The organism is Paraburkholderia azotifigens (assembly GCF_007995085.1).
Lineage (GTDB): Bacteria > Pseudomonadota > Gammaproteobacteria > Burkholderiales > Burkholderiaceae > Paraburkholderia > Paraburkholderia azotifigens.
Window position 1 is genome coordinate 497,410 of the sequence record NZ_VOQS01000001.1, and the last position, 17,471, is coordinate 514,880.

Genomic DNA, 17,471 nt, shown 5'->3' on the forward strand with positions numbered 1-17,471 from the left:
CTTCTACCATCCCTCGGACCGGGTTAGCGGCACATTGGGCAGGGCGCCCGCCAGCCGTCTCCCGTCGTTCATGCCACGCTCAATGACGGCTACGCCGCCGACAGGCAGATGCTGCGTCCGACGCGCCCCGAGACGCGCCCCGAGCATCGCGGCGCGTCACCCTTTCCCGCGAGGGCGCAGGGCGAAAAACGGTGTGCTTCCCGTCGCCGCCATCTCGCGGATCAGACCCGAGCGGATCAGCGACACGAGCAGTGTCGCCAGCAGCGTCAGTTCTCCCAGCAGCCGCGCGGCTACCATGCCCATCGCACCCCAGTGGCTCGCGAGCGGAATCGCGGCGACGATGCTGACGGCCGCCGTCGCGACGCCGGCGCGGGCGAGCATGCCGTCGCGATGCCGCGGGATCAGGAAATAGAGGCCCAGTGTCTGGTTGACGACACTCAACGGCAACACCAGCACGAACACCTTCAGCACGGGAATGGAACTCTGAAAGCCCTTGCCGAACACGAGCGGCACCATCCAGTCGGCGAGCAGCATCGTCAACGCAACGCCCACGAGCGAACCGAACAGGAAGAAGGCGAGAATGCCGTACGCAAGCCGGTTGGCTTTCACCGGGTCCTGCCCGACGAGATACGTGACCTTCGGGATCAGTATCTGCGAAGCAGGAACCGTGAGACTGAGCGCAACGGCGATGAGCCGTTCCGCCACGCCGAAGGCGCCGACCTCGGCGGCGGGCGCGAGCACCGAAAGAAGATACGTCGATGCCGTAATCAGCAGAACGGAGGTGCCGGTGTAAATGAAGATGACCTTCGAGCGCTGGATCAGGTCGACGCCGGCCTTGATCGACGAAAACCAACCCGAGAACTCTCGCCTGATCACGCCGTACCCGAGGGCCGTTTGCAGCACACATGAAGCCAGCAGGAGAAAGAACACGAGCGAAAGATCGGACGGGTGACGAACGAACAGGAAGATGAGGGCGAGCGAAGTCACGAATCCGACGACTTCGATCAGGATGCTGGTTCGCGCGCGTCCCGTGCTCGTGAAGTACCAGCCCGGATTGAACGCGGCGAGCAGCCCGAGCAGCACCGTGGTGCAGCCGAGCATCGGGTGCGCCGACAGCACGGGCGAGAACGCGACGGCGCCGAGTCCGAACAGTGCCGTCGGGATGCACAGAAGCAGCCGCCCCGTCATGTGGCTCGACAGGATGGCTGCGCGCCCGGCGCTGTCTTTCGCATAGACGGTATCGCGGCCGCCGACGGTCGGGAATCCGAAATTGACGAAGCGCCAAAGCGTGTTCGACAGCGACATGCCCGCCATCACGACGCCGTAGCCCGCCGGCCCCAGCGTTCTGCCGTAGAAGGGCAGGAGCAGCAGCGGGTAGACGTAGCGCACGACATAGGCGAAGTACGTCGCAGCGAGTTCCGCACGGGTTTTCGAAGGCTTTACCTGATCCATGACCGTACCGTGTAGCTCAATCTGATCGTTTTCTGCACGAGCCGATGCGCGTTCGGAAACGCGCGGACCACCGCGCCGCTTGGCCAGAGTGACTGCCTGGCGACGCAAAGGCGCGTCCATGCACTGGCCTGTCGCATGTTCGGGCCTGTCACCGAGACAGTGCCGTCTCGCCCGTAATCGAGCGAGCGGTCCCGCTCGGTGAGCCGGTTGACCAGCTCAGGATCCGGAAACATGATCACGCGCTCCAGACTCTTTGCGGCCAGGTCGAAGGCCGCAAGCGACGTATCGGCTGCGGGCCGCTTCGCGCTCCCGGCGACATGGCGGGCGACTTCGTCGAATTTCGGGTGAGGCATGCGCGCCAGTCTCTGTTGCCAGCCTTCCTGTTCGAGGTTGGAGACGAGGCTGCCGTCGGCACGTCTGTCGAAACGGCGCACGCTTTCCAGATCGGGCTCGACGAGACCTTCGATCAAATGCCAGAAAGCAAGGACCGACGAGATCGAGTCGCCCGGCTTGTAGCCATTGCGCTCCGTCAACAGCCCGGTGACGGCCGGAAAATGCTCGCGCCCATGATGCTTGTAGTCGCAACGCGCCAGCTGAACGCAGTGGCTGCCGTTGGCAAGCCCGCTTTGCATGAGCATCTTGATGGTCGAACCATAGAGGCCCGTATCGCACAACACGATGCCCGTCTTGCCTGCCGTGAGTTTTTGCCACACTTCGCGAAAGCGCCTGGCTTGCTCGACGATCTGTTCCCAGAGATGGGGCTCCCGTCCGCCGCGCAGCGCTTCGATAAACGGGCGCACGGTTGCGTAGTCGCCCTGCGGCGCGAGATCGGCGCCGCTGAGCGCGCGAGCGAGCGCCGAAACGTTACGCACTTCGAACGAATAATCGAGTTCGTCGACTACACCGTCGCCGCCATAGACGAGCGTATCTCTCGCCGCGACGAGCCGCGAGATCATCAGCGGCTGGATGCGGATATCGGCGCGCGCGGGCAACTGCGACGCATAGAGCCTGTAGAGTTTTTCGAGCCCGAGTCCGCCGCGCGCGCAGAAGAGGGCGACCACGGAACCTTCGACGGCCGCCGTCTGTTCGAGATAGACGTGCAGCCTGCGGCAGTATTCCGCGAACACGGGACCGAGCACGTCCGGGCCGAGCGTGTCGCCCGTCGTGCGTGCGCCGCCTTTCGCCGCGGGCCTGTGGCGTCCGTCGTGCCGCCAGCGATACCACTGCGACTGGCCGCGCGCGAGTGCCGCGTTGGCGCGCAGCATCGCGACGTGCAGACGCGAACGCGGGCGCAGGATGGCTGTCATTCCGCAACGGCGCGGCATCGCCTCGTCCGCGACCGGGTCGTCGCCGATGTGAGCCATGCGGGCAAGGGGAACACTGGCGGCCTCGGACACCGCCGCGAAGATCGTTCCGTCACGCTTCGTGAGTTGCAGGTCGGCGCTCGTATGGATCGCATCCCATTGAAGGCAGGGTGGACAGACGGCCAAGATCAGTTGACGGAGCGCATCGCCCGACAGGCTCGTATCGCTCACCACGCGCAGCGACACGCCGCCGGCGTGCAGCCGTTCGAGTTCGCGTATCAGCGCAAGGTTCGGCACGAGACATTCGCGTTCCACCGCGAGTTCGCATGCGATCCATTCCGGCACGAACGCGGTATCGAGATGAACGAGTTCCAGCAGGCTCGATGCGATGCTTTCGAGGCGCACCTCGCCATGTCCGGCAACATTGCGCGCACGGAAAGCCAGCTGCTCGATCTGGCGGCGGCGCTGGGCGAGCGCATGGGGCGCGAGCCGGTCCGGACGCAGTTCGAGACGCTCGCAAAACAGCCCGGCTGTTTTCAACAGGCGTTGCTCCAGCGATACGGGCTTACGCAGCAGAAGCGTATCGAAGGCATCGACGCAAAGCAGGGTGCTGTGCGCTTCTTGCAGCAACCATGGGAGAGACTTCACGAATGGCCATCCTCTCAGCAATCAAGCTGTATCTGATTCATTGGCTTCCTGAGCGGCTCTTTTCTTCACGTCGAGCCGCGGAGCTCTGGTTTCCGGTCCCGTCGATGCCGGACGAGGATGCGCCAGCACGACTTTGCGGTTCATTGTGAACAATGAAGGGAGGTGTGTTTGTGCGAGGGCGTACGCTGCACGGGCTATTTGCCCGCCTTGCGCCGACCCGTGACGGGAGCGCTATCGGCCGGCTTTCCGTTCTCGGCTCACGACGTTTGCGAGGTCAGTTTTCGGTCACGGGCGCCCGTGCTTGCGACGCCGAGCGTTCGCTCGCGTCGAAGCTCGGTTGCAGAAAACGGACGACCTCGGCATCTGTGACCGGTTTGATCTGCAGTCCGAATGCCGCATTGAGCGAGAGGACGAGGTGCTGCGCCCAAAGGGTATTCCAGACCACGCCCGCGTGGCCGTCGGAGGTGGCCGCGTTGTGCGGATCGTCGCCCGAGGTGTTGGAGATCGCCCAGCCGGGCGACAGATGCACCGTCTTGTAGGCGGGCCGCCCGTGGTCGTCGCGCGTGCCCCACAGACGGGCGAACCACGCGCGATCGCCAAGGAAGGCGACATGCCGGTCCGTCGCGGCCAGCTTGCGCAAGCCGGCGTCGAAACGGTTCAGACCGGCATCGATATTGGCGATCGCCTGCGCGGACTGCCAGCTGTCGAATTCGCCCGACCAGTCCGCATTGCTGAGCACGCCGATGAGCAGCACATTGGTATCCGGGTGATGCTTGCGGATCAGTTCGACGGCCTTGCCGATTTCGCCGATGCAGCCGTTGATCTTCGACGTCGTCAGCGGGCCGTTGGGATCGCGGGACATGTCGTCGAGCACGTCGTGCGCACCGACATCGTTGATGCCGATCCGGATCAGCACGACGCCGCCTCTCCAGGCTTGCGGCTCCGTATCCATCAAGGCGACGAGCCGGGTCGCCTGGCGCATGGGCGGTCCCATCAGCTGATTGCACCACGCGCCGCTGATCGCGAAGTTGTAGCGGTAGTCTTCTTTGGCAGGCGCGCGGCCGAGGCGCCCGAAAGCGTCGTCGATATACGCGCGATACCGGTTGGTGCCCCATGCGCCCCATTGGCCCTGGTCGATCTGGTCGCCCCGCAGCCGCGCGAGGACTTCCGTCCATTGCCATGTGGTCGCGCGATAGGCCCCGCCCCGCGCATTGGGCTCGGCAGCCCGCAGTGTGTCGTGATAGGACTGGCTGTCGGAATCGCCGAGCACGGCGAGCCGGATTCTGCCGGGCGGCAACGGGGTTGCGCCCGCGACTGTGGCAGCCGGCCGGCGAAACAGGTCGGCCCCGGCCAGCCTGACGTAAATCAGGCCGGCCAGCGTCAGACCACCGAGGAACACGAGCAGCAGCGCTCTTCGCAAACGGGACATGGTCCGAGCACCTTATCGGGAACTACGCACTGAGGCGTGAAGCGGGCGGGGCGTCCGTCTCGCCGGAAACGGCGGCCGCGCGTGTCCCGGCTTCCGTTCCCGCCAGACGCGCCCGCAACTGCTTGCCGATCACGGCGGCGCCCGCCGAGCGGAAGATCTGGTCGTGCATGCCCGGCACCTCGGTGACGACCAGCTTGCCCGTCACCACGGGGCGCCATCCCAGTTCATGCGCGAACAGACGTCCCCTCAGCACCTGGGCACTGCGGAAGACCTGAACCTCGCCGTCGTACGAAGGCGGGCGATGCCGCGCCTGCTGGGCCAGCAGATACTCGATGTACCAGCGGTTCTCGGCCACCTTATGCTCCGAAGCATCGCCGTGTATCAGCCCGAGCCTGAGCGCCAGGTCGGCGATACCTAGCACGCGAACGATCCGGTACTGCTTGAGGAACGAGACCATCGACATCTCGCCACGCATCGCCTTGCGGAAGTCGCGCGGGATATTGTCCGCACGTACCTGCAGCTTGCGCAATTGCCTGTCGTACCAGGGCATCGACTCGCGATAACCGGGACACCAGGAATCGTTGAGAACCACGAGTTCCACCGTCTCGCCTTCGCGCTTCAGCTGTTGTGCCGCTTCGAGCGCGATCGCACCCAGCACGCAGTGCCCCATGAGGATATACGGGCCGTGGGGCCGCGCCAGCCGGATCAGCCGCACGGCATCGGCGGCGATGTCCTGGAACGCGCGCTGCGGGAAATCGCGCGGCTCGCCTTCGGGCACCATCGGGATGTCGATGAGCGGCCGTTCATCGCCGATCTGCCGGGCCAGTTCGTAGAACACCGCTGTGTTGTTGAGCGCGATGATGGGCGTGCCGGGCGCATTCTCGTTGTAGCGCACGATATTGCGCGCTTTCGCCGCCAGTTCCGCGCGGCTCATGAAGCCGCTGACGCCGACCCCTTCGATGCCCGCCGTGTCTTTCCGTGGAGCGGGCGCGGGTGCGGCGCGCGCGCCGATCTCGACGGTTTCGAGCACGCTGCGCCACTTCGCCAGATAAGCGTCGATCGTGCCGATGTCGTACAGGTCCGTGTCGCCTTCACAGGAAATGCGCCAGCCTTCGGGACGCCGCACCATGAAGAAGTTGAGGTCGTACAGCGCGCCCGCGTTGAACGAGGGCGACGTCGTCGCGGCGAAGTCCTGTTTGCGGACTTCGTCGCCGACGCCGACGAAGCTCTGCTGCAACGCGAAGTTGACCGAGCAGAGCGGCGGGCGATCCGCATTCGACACCTCACCCGCCATCTCCATCATCTCTTCGAACGGCAGGTGCAGATGAGCGATGGCGTCGCTGAGCTTCGCGCCGCACTGCGCAGTGACGGACGCCACGCTGCTGCCGGGCTGAACGTCGAGGCACAGTAGCACCGTGTTGATCAGCGGTCCGACGACGCCTTCGAGTTCCTGCTGGTCGCGCACCGACATCTGCGTGCCCATGACCACGCGTGTGCGGCCGCCTGCCGGCTGCAGCGCCATCGCGAGACTCGCAGCCGCCACGCTGAACAGCGTCACGCCCTGCGCTTTGGCGGCCGCGATCAGACGCTCGCTCAGCGCGGCGGGCAGCAGAATGGAGCGGATGACGCCCTGAAAGCGTCGCTCCTGCGCACGGGGACGATCGCCGGGCACGTCGAAGCGGCTGAAATCGCGCAGCTCGTTGCGCCAATGGGTGCGCGCGCGATCGAGCGCGCCGCTGGCGAGGAACTCTTCCTTCCACAGCGCGTAATCGCCGTGGTGAAGATCGACCTCGGCGAATGCGGGATCGTGACCGGCATGCAGGGCGGCCAGGCCCTCGACGAGTTCGCGCACGAGGATCGCAAATGACCAGCCGTCCATGACGAGCGAATGGAAGGTCAGCTGCAGTTCACCTTGCGTGTCCGATCCCGGCAGCCACACGGCCCTGAAAAACGAGCGCGACGACAGTTCGAACGGCGTGCGCGCCTGCAGTCCACCGACACGCTCGCCTTCCGCAAGTCGGGCCTTCTCGTCGACGCCCTTCAGGTCGATCACTTCGAGCCGGAAGGGCGCGTGACTCCACACCTGCTGACGCAGCCCCGCACCCGTCATCAGGAAGCCCGTGCGCAGTATTTCGTGGCGCCCGATCAGCTCGCCGAGCACGCGCTCGATGCTGGCGGCATCGAGCGGCCCCGACAGTTGCAGCCGAAACGCGATGTTCAGCGCGGAGGCCTTCGGCGACGCCTTCTGCTCATGCCAGTACCGCACCTGGCAGGCCGTCGCCGGGAACAGCGCGTGGCCAGCTTCGACTTCCTGAGTCGGGGCGATCTTCAACGCTGTCCCGTTCATCACTCAGAGCCCTCCTGCATTCCTGCGCTTGAAGTTGAGAATCGACGGGCGCATCGCGGCGGGTGCCTCCACCGCTTCCGATTCGTGCGTGCCGTCGAGCGTCGCCGCCAGTTCGGCGATCGTGACGTTCTTCATCAGCTGGCGCGCATCCACGCCCAGCCCCCGTTCGTTCATGCGCGCGACGATCCGGAACAGTTGCAGGCTGTCGGCGCCGAGGCTGAAGAACTGCTGGTCGATGCCGACGTGCTGCAGACCGAGCACTTCGCCCCAGATTGCGGCGATCGATGCCTGGGTCGGCGTCATCGCTGCCGGTTCGGCTGCGGCGGGTTGCGCAGCCGCTTCGACGGCGGCCGGTTCCGCTGCGGGCGCAGCGGCCTGCGGCACCACCTTGAGCGAGGCGTGCGGCTGACGCACGGGCGTGGCCACCATGTCGGCCGTCGGCACGGGCAGCGCCTTGCGGTCGAGCTTGCCGTTGCCGGTCTGCGGCAGCGCGTCGAGCGTCATCCACAGCGTCGGGACCATGTAGGCGGGGAGCTGTGCGGCAACATGCGCCGCGACCTCGCCCTGGTCGATCCTGCCGGCGCTTGCGTCAACGATGTAGCCCACCAGCCGGGCGCTGCCGTTGACGGTCTGCAACGCGACGGCAGCGGCAGCTACACCCGGCGCCTTGCGCAATGCAGCCTCGATCTCCTCGATCTCGATGCGGAAGCCGCGCAGCTTGATCTGCTGGTCGCGACGGCCGAGATGCTGCAGCGAGCCGTCGGCAAGCCGCTTCGCGAGATCGCCCGTGCGGTAGAGGCGGCTCGGCGCGGCATCGTCGATGGCGACCGCCTTGAACGCGGCATCCGTCAGGTCAGCGCGGTTGAAATAGCCCTTCGCGAGACCTTCGCCGCCGATCCACAGTTCGCCCGCGACACCTTGCGGCGCCAGATGCAGGTCGTCCGTCAGCACATGCAGTTGCGTATTCGCGATGGGCGTGCCGATCACGACCGGCCCGTTTGCATCGACACGCGACGCGGACGACCAGATCGTCGTTTCCGTCGGGCCGTACAGGTTCCACACTTCGGCGCCCGTGGCTGCGAGGTCGTCGGCGAGATCGCGCGGCAGCGGCTCGCCGCCGCACAGGATCCTGAAGCCCTGCGGCGCCTTGAAGCCCGCTTCGAGCAGCATGCGCCAGAGTGACGGCGTCGCCTGGAGCGCGGTGGCCGCCTGTTCCTTCAGGCGCGCGACCAGCTCGAAGCCGGTGCGCACTTCCGCATGGCCCGCGATGAAGGTCTGTCCGCCGACGACGAGCGGCAGGAACAGTTCGAGGCCCGAAATATCGAAGGAGAAGGTCGTGACGGCGACGATCCGGTCGCTCGCCGTGAAGCCCGGCGCTTCTGCCATCGACAGCAGGAAGTTGCTCAGCGCGCGATGCGCAATCTCGACGCCTTTCGGCTGTCCCGTCGAGCCCGACGTGAAAATCACGTAGGCGGAATCCGCATCCGACACGACGGGCAACGTCACGGCTTCTTCGTCGCCTTGAGCGGCGAGCGCTTCGACTTCCAGCACGCGATGATCGCCGGCTTCGAGCACCGTCCGGCTTGCCGCGTCGCTGAGAATGGCGGCGCTGTCTGCGCTGTCCAGGATCTGACGCAGGCGTGCGGCCGGCATCGTCATGTCGAGCGGCACGTAGGCGCAACCCGCGCGCCACACACCGATCATCGCGGCGACCGTCAGCACGGTGCGGTCCATCGCGATCGCGACGCGTCCATGCGGCGCGATACCCGCTGCCACGAGCTTGCGGGCGATCCGTGTGGCGCGCGCATCGAGTTCGCCGTACGTCAGGCTTGCCGTTTCATCCGCCACGGCGGGCGCGTCGGGCGTGAGGCGGGCCTGCGCGGCGATCATCGCCGGGGTCGTCTGCGACAGATCGTAGGCGCGCTGCGACGCGTTCAGTCCGTCGCGAAGGTAGCGAATCTCCGTGTCGTTCAGCAGCGGCAGTGCGGCGATGGGCGTGTCGGCATCGCGGGCGATCGCCGTCAGCAGCGTTTCGTAGTGACCGAGCCAGCGCTGGATGGTCGACTCATCATAGACATCCGTGTTGAAGTCGCAATCGAGACGAAGGCCCTGGGCGGATTCGATCACGTTCAGGAACAGATCGAAGTTGCTGTAGGCCTTCGCGTTCGGCGCAAAGCGCGTGGTCACGCCACCCATGTCGAGCTGCGCGTCGACCTTCTCCAGATTGAACTGCAGATCGGTCAGCGGCAGGCGGTTGAAGTCGCGCCTGATGCCGAGGTCGCGCACCAGTGCGCCGTACGTGTAGTTCTGGCGGTCGCCTGCGTCGTACAGATGGTCGCGCACGGCCTTCATGTGCGTCGCGAAAGACTGGTTGCGATCGAAGCGCACGCGCAGCGGCAGGAAATTGACGCAGTGCCCGGCGAGCAGTGCTTCGCCCGCTTGCGACTGGCCCGCCATCGGCGCGGCGATGACGACGTCGTCGTTGCCCGAGAGGCGGCCGAACATCACCTGCGCGGCGCCGAACAGCGCGGCGAACAGCGAGCAGCCCTGTTTCGACGATGCCGTCTTGACCTGCTTCAGCAGCTCTGCGCCTACCAGACGGGTCGTCGATGCGCCGTTGAAGGTCTTGACTTCCGGACGCGGACGGTCGCCGGGCAGATCGAGCTGCGGCGCGGGATCGCGATGCAGGTTCATCCAGAATTCGCGCGTGTCCGCGTCGATACCGGCGTCGTGCTGAGCCTTCGCATAGGCGAGGAAACTTTGCACGTCGTCGAGTTCGGCCGCCTTGCCCGACACTTCGGCCGAGTAGAGCGCTTCCAGATCGCGCAGCACGATGTTGATCGACCAGCCATCGCAGATGATGTGATGCGCGGTGAACACGAAGGCGCGCTTGTGCGGCTCGAGGCGCACCAGTGCCGCGCGCACCAGCGGCGCGCGAGTGAGATCGAAGACTTCGCGCGCTTCCGCATCGACGATGGCCGCGAGTTCGGCGGCGGGATCGGCGTGACCGGACAAGTCGATGTGTTCGAGCGGAACCGTGGTTGCGGGATCGACGAACATCGTGTCGCCGACGCGCGAGAAGTGCGCGCGCAATGCATCGTGACGGGCCATCGTCGCCGCGAAGGCGCGTTCGAACGCGCCTTCATTCAGATCGCCGTTGAGTTCGAGCGTGAACGATTCGTTGAACGCAAGCGAGGCCTCGTGGCTCACCTGAGCCGACATCCAGATTTCTTTCTGCGGCTCGGTCAGGGGCGCCTGCGTGAGTGGCAGCGGCTCGGCTTGCGGCGCCGCAGCCAACGCTTGCGCCGTGCCGCCCAGAATCCCCACGCGTTGCAGCGCATCGATACTGGCGACGAACGCGTCGCCGATCTTGCGGATGTCTTCGTCCGAATGGCTGGTCGTCAGGAAGCAGGGGAAGCCTTCCATGATATGGACGCCGAGGTAGCGCATGTACGGATAGAACAGGCTGCCGAGGCGGTCTTCGCCCGCGAGGTTGATGTAGAACCAGCTCGAGAAGGATTCGGCGCGCGTGGCGATGCCGACTTTTTCCAGATGCGCGTTGATGCGCGTGACGAGGCCGTTCATGCGCGCGCCGAGCGATTCCTGCAGCGCGGGACCCGCTTCGTCGAGATGCTTGAGCACGGCCTTCATCGCGGCCAGCACGACAGGATGGCGCACGAAGGTGCCGGCAAAGAACGTCGGCGGGACTTCGGGCACCGACGCGTCGCCGAATTGCCACTGGCCGCCGTCGAGCGCGTCCATGTATTGCGCGCTGCCCGCGAGTACGCCGACGGGCAGGCCGCCGCCGACCACCTTGCCGTAGGTCGCCATGTCGCCCTTGATGCCCCAGTAGCCTTGCATGCCCGCCGGGTGAACGCGGAAGCCCGTTACGACCTCGTCGACGATGAGCGCGGAGTCGTTGGCCGCTGTCACCTCGCGCAGTTGCTGGACGAACTCCTTCGGCCGCAGGTTGGGGTGACGCGACTGCACGGGCTCGATCAGCACGGCGGCGATATCGTCGATATTCGCCTTGATCCATTCGAGGCTTTCGGCTTTCGCGTAAGGCAGCACGACCATGTTGCCCACGGACGTCTGCGGAATTCCAGGCGCGAGCGGGAAGGCGCGCGGCTGGCCCGCTTCGCTGCCCGGCTTGACGAGGACTTCGTCGAACTGGCCGTGATAGTCGCCGTCGAAGCAGACCACCTTTTCTTTGCCCGTTACCGTGCGCGCGAGACGCATCGCGGCCATCACGGCTTCCGATCCCGTATTGCAGAAGGTGACGCGCTGATGTCCCGTCATCGTGGCGAACATCTGCGCAACTTCGCCCGCGAGCGGCGACTGCGGTCCGATGGCGAAGCCCTCGGCCAGCTGCGCGCTGACGGCATCGACGACGAAATCGGGCGTATGGCCGAACGCGGTCTGACCGTAGCCGTTGACCACGTCGATATACTCATTGCCGTCGACGTCCCAGATCTTCGAACCCTTCGAACGCTGCGCGACCACGGGATAGACGAGTTCCTTCCACTCTTCGCGGAAACCGCTGGCCGTACGCGGATCGGCGAGCACCGCGCGATAGGACTGCGTGCGCGCCTTCGAGGTCGGCGTTCTGGCCGAGTAGCGCGCGGCCAGATCCTTGATGAAGGCTGACTGGGCTTCCGTCATCTGCGCCGAGTTCGCCGCGCCGGGCTTGTACGCGGTGAAGCGCGACGGACGGTTTTCCTCGAACCTGATTTCGGGACTGGCGGCGCGTGCGGGCGCTGCTGCCGGTGCGGCTGCAACGGGCGCCGCGATCGATGCCGCCGGGGCCGCTGCGGCCGCCGGGTCCACGACACGCTGCTGCACTGCCGCCGGCGTGCCTTGCAGGAGGTCGAGCTGACGCGACATCAGCGACTGCATCGCCGCGAGCTGATCGCGGAACACTGACTGGATGTCGCCCGTGGCAGGCGTGGCGGCCGTCGACGGGCCAGCCGTTGCGGCGACCGCAACGGGCGCCGCAGTGGCGCCAGGCGCCGCGACGGCCACGGGCGCGGCTGCTGCCGGCGCTGCCGGCTGTTCCGGATCGGGCGGCAACGTGCCGTCGAGGAACTGCGCGAGCGCGGGCAGCGTCGGATAGTCGCTCATGATCTGCCGGAAGCTGATCGTGACGTCGTAGCGGCGACGCAGCTGCCGCGAGACCTGTCCCATGAACAGCGAGTCGTAGCCGAGATCCCAGAAGGTCACGTCCGGATTGGACGTATCCGGTGCTTCGCCCGACATTTCGGCAAGAAGCGATGCCAGTTCGGCAATGAGGCGCGGTTGACGGTCGATCTTTGCGGTTTGGGCCATAGCGGTCTGAGGAATGTCGGTTGTGGTCGCGGGCGAGGCGGTCGCGGCGGGGGCCGCAGCGGGCGTCGTCTGGGAACGTAATGAAACAGTCGCGGCGGGAGCGTCGATCCAGTAGCGTTCCCGTTCGAACGGATAAGTCGGCAGCGAAACACGGCGGGCGGCATCCGTCTGGACGGTCTTCCAGTCCGGCGTGACGCCGTTCAGCCACAGACGCCCGGTTGCTTCGGCGAGAACGGGAAGCTCTCGCTCGCGCATCGCGAAATCTGGCAGGGAGGCAACTGCGCCCACATAGCGGTCCTTTGGCAGGCCCTGCGACGCGAACGTCGTCAGCGTGCGGCCGGGGCCGATTTCGAGCAGCACGGGCCTGCTTTCCGACGTCACCGTGGTCAACGCGTCGCTGAAGCGCACGACGTCGCGGCAATGCCCCGCCCAGTAACGTCCCGTCACGGGCTGATCCATCGATGCCCACTGTCCCGTCACCGACGACACGTACGGAATTTTCGGAATGGCGAACGACAGTGTGTCGGCGAGCTTCGCCAGATCTTCGACGACCCCGGACATCATCCGCGAGTGGAATGCATGCGACGTATGCAGCCGCCGATGGTCGATGTCGCTCGCCTTCAGCGTGGTCTCGAAAGCCTCGATGGCCGCGAACGGACCGGCGACCACGCTGAGCGACGGCGCGTTGATGGCGGCGAGGTCGACATCGGCGGGCAGGATCGCCTTCAGTTCGGCTTCCGGCAGCCGCACGACCAGCATCGCACCCGGTTCGGCCGACTGCATCAGCGCGCCGCGCTGCGCGATCAGATACAGCGCATCTTCGAACGCGATCGCCTCGGCCACGCAGGCCGCGACCAGTTCGCCGACGCTATGACCGATCATCGCCGCCGGCTTGATGCCGCGCGCGATCCACAGCTGCGCGAGCGCATATTCGACGAGGAACAGGGCAGGCTGCGCGTAGATCGTCGAGCGGATCGGATGCGGCGTGTCGTCGCCCTCCGGCGTTTCGCTGAAGAGCAGGGTGCGAATGTCGAGCCCGAGATGCGGCGTCAGCGCTTCGGCGCCCCTGTCGATCCACTGGCGATAGACGGGTTCCGTGCGATACAGCGCGTCGCCCATGCCGGGATACTGCGCGCCCTGGCCGGGAAACATGAATACGACGGGCGGCGCGGTTTGCGGCGCCTCGCCTCCGATTGCGCCTTTCTGCAGTTTGGCCTGCGCCTCGTCGACGCTGTCGGCGACGACCACGGCGCGGTGCGCAAAGGCCCGGCGGCCCGTTTGCAGCGTCGCCGCCACGTCGGCGAGCGAGGCGTCGGGATGCGTCGCCAGATGCCGCGCGAGATTGGCTTTCGCGCGATCGAGCGCGGCCGCGCTGCGCGCCGAGAGCGGCAGGATTTGCAGCCCGTGTTGCGACTCGCCGGCCACTTCGCGCCGGGGCGCTTCCTCGAGCAGCACGTGCACGTTCGTTCCGCCGACGCCGAACGAACTCACTCCGGCGCGGCGCGGCGTCGGACCGTCGGCCCACGGACGCGCTGCGACGTTGAAGAAAAACGGGCTGTTGCTCACGTCGATGCCCGGGTTCGGCGAGCCGAAATTGAGCAGGGGCGGCAAGGTTGCGTCGCGCAGCGCGAGGGCCGCCGCGATGAATCCCGTCACGCCTGCGGCGGCGTCGAGGTGACCGACGTTCGCCTTCGCCGAGCCGAGCGCGCAGAACTGGCCGCCCTCGACGCCGCCGAGGCGGAACGCCTGCACCAGCCCCGTGAATTCGATCGGATCGCCGAGCGGCGTGGCCGTGCCGTGCGCTTCGATATAACCGACGGAAGCGGGATCGATTCCGGCTTCGGCGTGTGCGATGGCGATCGCGCGGGCCTGCGCGTCGACGCTCGGCGCCGTGAAGCCGACTTTGTCGGAACCGTCGTTGTTGATGCCGACGCCACGGATCACGGCGTAGATCGGGTCTTCGTCGGCGATCGCGTCGTCGAGACGTTTGAGCAGCACGACGCCCGCGCCGCAGCCGAACACCGTGCCTTTCGCGTCGGCGTCGAACGGACGGCACACGCCGTCGGGCGCGCCCATGCCGCCTTCCTGATAGAAGTAGCCGCGCTTTTGCGGGAAGGTGACCGACACGCCGCCCGCGAGCGCCATGTCGCAGCGTCCCGCGCGAAGGTTCTCGACGGCCATGCTGATCGCCGTCAGCGACGTCGAGCACGCCGTCTGCATCGAAATCGCGGGGCCCCTGAGGCCGAGCTTGTAGGCGGTGCGCGTGGCGACGAAATCGCCGGCGCCGACCAGCTTCTGATACTCGCCGATCTGGAACTGGCTCGTGAATTCGTCGATGACGCCGCGGTCCGACAGCACGTGCTTGAGGAAATACGTGTTCATCGACGTGCCCGCGAACACGCCGACGGCGCCCGCGATTGTCGCCGGGTCATAGCCCGCGTCTTCGAATGCTTCCCACGCGATCTCGAGGAACAGGCGCTGCTGCGGATCGGTCAACGCCGCCTCGCGCGCCAGCACGCCGAAAAAGCCCGCGTCGAAGCGGTCGACGTCGGCGAGAACCGGCCGCGCCTTCACATACGATGCGTCGCGGCGCAAGCTTTCGTCGAACGTGTCTTCGAGTTCCGTTGCATCGAAATGCGTGATGCAGTCGCGCGCTGCGAGGATGTTCGCCCAGAATTCGGCGACGTTTTGCGCGCCCGGAAACCGGCCCGACATGCCGACGACGGCAATCGCGCCACTGTTCGCGTCGCGGCAGCGACGGATCGATCCGTCGCTCGCTGTATCGAACGTCGCGCGCAGATGCGCGGCCAGCGCCTCGACGTTGGGATGGCGGAACAGATCCACCAGCGCGACCTTCGCTGACACGTCGCGCAGGATGATCGCGTGCGCGCGCATCAGATCCAGCGAGCGCAGCCCGAGATCGAAGAAGTTCGAGTGGCGATCGACCGCATGTCCGAGCAGTCCTTCGAAGACGGACGCCAGCTTCCCGGCGATCTCGCCGTCGACCGGCTGCGCGGCCGCCGATGTGTCAGCGGCCGTATCGAGCCCCGCGAGCAGCGCCTTGCGGTCGATCTTGCCGTTCGGCGTCAGCGGGAAGTCGGGCAGGACGCGCAGCGCCGCCGGCATCATGTAGTCAGGCAACGCGGACTTGAGGTGCGCGCGGATTCCGTCCTGCAGGACCGCGGATGCATCGGCATCGGCATCGGCCTTGACGAAGGCGGCTATCGCCTTGCCCGTTGGTCCCTCGAACGCGGCGACGGCGGCATCGGCGACGCCGGGTGCCGCGCGCAGTGCATGTTCGATTTCATCGAGTTCGATGCGCTTGCCGGCGATCTTGATCTGCCGGTCGTTACGGCCGAGAAAATCGATCGCGCCGTCCGCGCGTCGACGAACGAGATCGCCCGTGCGATACAGCGTGGCGCCGGGCGAGAAGACGTCGTCGACGAACTTCTGCGCCGTCAGTTCGGGGCGATTGAGGTAGCCGAGCGCCACGCCGTCGCCGCCGACGACGAGCTCTCCGACTTCTCCTTCGCCGACGGGAACCAGCTTGTCATCGACGATGTGGACGCTCGTGCCCGCGATCGCATCGCCGATCGGAATCGCGCCGCCGTTTGCGAGCGTTTCGCCGTCGCGCGGAATGCGATAGCAGCAGCTGAAGGTCGTGTTCTCGGTCGGACCATAGCCGTTGATGATCTGCAGCGACGGATGCGCGTCCATCACCTTGCGCACGTGAACGGGCGAGAGCACGTCGCCGCCTGTCAGCACTTCCTCGAGCGGACCAAAGGCTTCCAGCCGATGGTCGGCGAGCGCATTGAAGAGGCCCGCCGTCAACCAGGCGCTCGTCGCGCCGAGGCGGGCGATGTCGGCGGCGATCGTGTCGAGCGAAGGCTGAACCTCGTCGATGATCGCGGCGCAGCCGCCGTTGAGCAGCGGGCCCCAGATTTCCAGCGTGCTGGCGTCGAAGGCGAGCGGCGCGAGATTGAGAAAGCGCGTCTGCGGCGACAGTGCCGTGAAGGTCTGGCCGTGCACGAGGCGCAGAATCGCGCGCTGCGGGACGATCACGCCCTTCGGCTTGCCTGTCGAACCGGACGTGTACATGATGTACGCCGGGTCGTCGCGATGCGAAGCATGCAGCGGTGCGGGATCGGCCGCCTCCGACGCCGCCGCGATGTCGGCGAGATCGACCAGCACGCCGTTCAGATCGCCGACGCTCGCCAGCGCCGACCCTTCGGCGATGATGAGCCTGGGCGCGCAATCGGCAACGATGAAGTCGAGTTGCGCGCGCGGATAGGCGGGATCGAGCGGCACGTAGACAGCGCCCACGCGCAGGATCGCGAGGATCAGCGCAAGCGTGTCGCGGCTGCGCGGCACCATGATCGCGCAGCGCTCGCCGGGTTGCAGTCCCTTGCCTTGCAGGACGGTGGCAAGACGCGCCGAACGTTCGCCGAGGGCGGCGTAGCTTTCTTCCCCCGTCGAATCGATCACAGCAAGATGATCGGCAAACTCCGCACAGACTTCGTCGAAACGCGCTGCCACGCCGGGCATATGACCTGTCCCATTCGGCAAGTTGCCTGGAAATTCACCTCTGTGTGACATTTGCCGCTCTCCAGTAATTAAATGAAGGCCTTGCCGAGCTACGTCTGACACTAGCGCGCAGCGAGCGCACATCACGGCGACCGGTCACGGGAAAAACAGGCGGCGCGGCGATCTGCGCGCCTGACCTGTGATCCGAACGCGAAATTTGCGGTAATGGAACGTTAAACGCCCTTGTCATACGTATCCGTACGCCTTCGCACACACAGGCGTTTGAACAACACTTTGTGTGGAGAGCCGCGCCCAGAGGGGATCAGGCTCGTCCGTTCGTGTCTGGCGGGGCGAGCGGGCGGTGAGGTTGGGGATGACGTTCGGGACGAGGTTCGGGATGACGTTGGCGCGTCGACAGCCCGGGGGCGCTTTCTGTCTTTCG

General features: G+C 66.2%; 5 protein-coding genes. All 5 read right to left on the reverse strand.

From position 1 onward, the window contains the following. Positions 1-156: 156 nt before the first annotated feature. The 5 genes from FRZ40_RS02205 to FRZ40_RS02225 all read right to left on the reverse strand — a co-directional run bounded on the left by FRZ40_RS02205 (position 157) and on the right by FRZ40_RS02225 (position 17,101). Positions 157-1,452, reverse strand: coding sequence for an oligosaccharide flippase family protein (locus FRZ40_RS02205; protein WP_147233150.1), 1,296 nt, complete (start codon positions 1,450-1,452; stop codon positions 157-159). Beyond that, complete coding sequence (locus tag FRZ40_RS02210; protein WP_147233151.1) at positions 1,440-3,404, reverse strand: HAD family hydrolase; 1,965 nt, start codon at positions 3,402-3,404, stop codon at positions 1,440-1,442. Before FRZ40_RS02210 ends, FRZ40_RS02205 begins: the two co-directional genes overlap by 13 nt. A gap of 274 nt (positions 3,405-3,678) precedes the next feature. Beyond that, the gene (locus tag FRZ40_RS02215) at positions 3,679-4,833 is read right to left on the reverse strand and encodes an SGNH/GDSL hydrolase family protein (RefSeq protein WP_147233152.1); all 1,155 of its coding nucleotides are present in this window, start codon (positions 4,831-4,833) and stop codon (positions 3,679-3,681) included. Between the two features lie 22 nt (positions 4,834-4,855). Next, positions 4,856-7,180: a condensation domain-containing protein gene (locus tag FRZ40_RS02220; protein WP_147234751.1), complete on the reverse strand. Its 2,325-nt coding sequence runs from the start codon at positions 7,178-7,180 to the stop codon at positions 4,856-4,858. 3 nt (positions 7,181-7,183) lie between these two features. Then, positions 7,184-17,101, reverse strand: coding sequence for a non-ribosomal peptide synthetase/type I polyketide synthase (locus tag FRZ40_RS02225; RefSeq protein WP_147233153.1), 9,918 nt, complete (start codon positions 17,099-17,101; stop codon positions 7,184-7,186). Between the last annotated feature and the right edge of the window lie 370 nt (positions 17,102-17,471).

Bases quoted from the DNA above. Each gene is read 5' to 3' on its own strand.
- FRZ40_RS02205 (WP_147233150.1), bottom strand. From the start codon at position 1,452: ATGGATCAGGTAAAGCCTTCGAAAACCCGTGCGGAACTCGCTGCGACG.
- FRZ40_RS02215 (WP_147233152.1), bottom strand. From the start codon at position 4,833: ATGTCCCGTTTGCGAAGAGCGCTGCTGCTCGTGTTCCTCGGTGGTCTG.
- FRZ40_RS02220 (WP_147234751.1), bottom strand. From the start codon at position 7,180: ATGAACGGGACAGCGTTGAAGATCGCCCCGACTCAGGAAGTCGAAGCT.
- FRZ40_RS02225 (WP_147233153.1), bottom strand. From the start codon at position 17,101: ATGTCACACAGAGGTGAATTTCCAGGCAACTTGCCGAATGGGACAGGT.